Origin of the sequence: Streptomyces silaceus (assembly GCF_001419745.1) — a bacterium.
Taxonomy (GTDB): Bacteria; Actinomycetota; Actinomycetes; order Streptomycetales; family Streptomycetaceae; genus Streptomyces; species Streptomyces silaceus.
Genome location: NZ_LIRJ01000187.1, coordinates 1 through 2737, shown reverse-complemented (window position 1 = coordinate 2737; position 2737 = coordinate 1). Strand labels below are relative to the sequence as shown.

Sequence of the window (2737 nt, the reverse complement as noted above, 5' to 3'; positions counted from 1 at the left end):
GTTTCAGAACCAACACAGTGGACGCGAGCAACTGAGGACAAGCCCTCGGCCTATTAGTACCAGTCACCTCCACCCGTTACCGGGCTTCCAGATCTGGCCTATCAACCCAGTCGTCTACTGGGAGCCTTAACCCCTCAAAGGGGGTGGGAATACTCATCTCGAAGCAGGCTTCCCGCTTAGATGCTTTCAGCGGTTATCCTTTCCGAACGTAGCCAACCAGCCATGCCCTTGGCAGAACAACTGGCACACCAGAGGTTCGTCCGTCCCGGTCCTCTCGTACTAGGGACAGCCCTTCTCAATATTCCTACGCGCACAGAGGATAGGGACCGAACTGTCTCACGACGTTCTAAACCCAGCTCGCGTACCGCTTTAATGGGCGAACAGCCCAACCCTTGGGACCGACTCCAGCCCCAGGATGCGACGAGCCGACATCGAGGTGCCAAACCATCCCGTCGATATGGACTCTTGGGGAAGATCAGCCTGTTATCCCCGGGGTACCTTTTATCCGTTGAGCGACGGCGCTTCCACAAGCCACCGCCGGATCACTAGTCCCGACTTTCGTCCCTGCTCGACCCGTCGGTCTCACAGTCAAGCTCCCTTGTGCACTTACACTCAACACCTGATTACCAACCAGGCTGAGGGAACCTTTGGGCGCCTCCGTTACCCTTTGGGAGGCAACCGCCCCAGTTAAACTACCCATCAGACACTGTCCCTGATCCGGATCACGGACCGAGGTTAGACATCCAGCACGACCAGAGTGGTATTTCAACGACGACTCCACGAACACTGGCGTGCCCGCTTCACAGTCTCCCACCTATCCTACACAAGCCGAACCGAACACCAATATCAAACTGTAGTAAAGGTCCCGGGGTCTTTCCGTCCTTCTGCGCGAAACGAGCATCTTTACTCGTAGTGCAATTTCACCGGGCCTATGGTTGAGACAGTCGAGAAGTCGTTACGCCATTCGTGCAGGTCGGAACTTACCCGACAAGGAATTTCGCTACCTTAGGATGGTTATAGTTACCACCGCCGTTTACTGGCGCTTAAGTTCTCAGCTTCGCCAGGACGAATCCTGACTAACCGGTCCCCTTAACGTTCCAGCACCGGGCAGGCGTCAGTCCGTATACATCGCCTTACGGCTTCGCACGGACCTGTGTTTTTAGTAAACAGTCGCTTCTCGCTGGTCTCTGCGGCCACCCCCAGCTCAGGAAGCAAGTTCCCTCACCAGGCGTGGCCCCCCTTCTCCCGAAGTTACGGGGGCATTTTGCCGAGTTCCTTAACCATAGTTCACCCGAACGCCTCGGTATTCTCTACCTGACCACCTGAGTCGGTTTAGGGTACGGGCCGCCATGAAACTCGCTAGAGGCTTTTCTCGACAGCATAGGATCATCCACTTCACCACAATCGGCTCGGCATCAGGTCTCACCCACATGTCATCCGGATTTGCCTAGATGACGGGCTACACCCTTACCCCGGGACAACCACCGCCCGGGCTGGACTACCTTCCTGCGTCACCCCATCACTCACCTACTACCACCTTGGGTCAGCGGCTCCACCACTCCCCTTTGCCCGAAGGCTCCGGGGCGGCTTCACGGCCTTAGCATTAATGGGCTCGATGTTTGACGCTTCACAGCGGGTACCGGAATATCAACCGGTTATCCATCGACTACGCCTGTCGGCCTCGCCTTAGGTCCCGACTTACCCTGGGCAGATCAGCTTGACCCAGGAACCCTTAGTCAATCGGCGCACACGTTTCTCACGTATGTATCGCTACTCATGCCTGCATTCTCACTCGTGAACCGTCCACCACTGCCTTCCGGCGCAGCTTCACCCGGCACACGACGCTCCCCTACCCATCACAGCACCCGTTGGGGCTATCTGCTGCAATGACACGACTTCGGCGGTACGCTTGAGCCCCGCTACATTGTCGGCGCGGAATCACTAGACCAGTGAGCTATTACGCACTCTTTCAAGGGTGGCTGCTTCTAAGCCAACCTCCTGGTTGTCTCTGCGACTCCACATCCTTTCCCACTTAGCGTACGCTTAGGGGCCTTAGTCGATGCTCTGGGCTGTTTCCCTCTCGACCATGGAGCTTATCCCCCACAGTCTCACTGCCGCGCTCTCACTTACCGGCATTCGGAGTTTGGCTAAGGTCAGTAACCCGGTAGGGCCCATCGCCTATCCAGTGCTCTACCTCCGGCAAGAAACACACGACGCTGCACCTAAATGCATTTCGGGGAGAACCAGCTATCACGGAGTTTGATTGGCCTTTCACCCCTAACCACAGGTCATCCCCCAGGTTTTCAACCCTGGTGGGTTCGGTCCTCCACGAAGTCTTACCTCCGCTTCAACCTGCCCATGGCTAGATCACTCCGCTTCGGGTCTTGAGCGCGCTACTAAATCGCCCTATTCGGACTCGCTTTCGCTACGGCTTCCCCACACGGGTTAACCTCGCAACACACCGCAAACTCGCAGGCTCATTCTTCAAAAGGCACGCAGTCACCCCTAAAGGCTCCCACGGCTTGTAGGCACACGGTTTCAGGTACTATTTCACTCCGCTCCCGCGGTACTTTTCACCATTCCCTCACGGTACTATCCGCTATCGGTCACCAGGGAATATTTAGGCTTAACGGGTGGTCCCGCCAGATTCACACGGGATTTCTCGGGCCCCGTGCTACTTGGGTGTCTCTCAAACGAGCCGCTGACGTTTCGACTACGGGGGTCTTACCCTCTACGC

At 56.7% G+C, this 2737-nt stretch carries 1 rRNA gene; it reads right to left on the bottom strand.

Annotation, left to right across the window (positions count from 1 at the left end):
• Positions 1–33: 33 nt before the first annotated feature.
• Positions 34–2737: ribosomal RNA gene (locus AOK22_RS18630) — 23S ribosomal RNA — on the bottom strand; the annotation flags it as partial.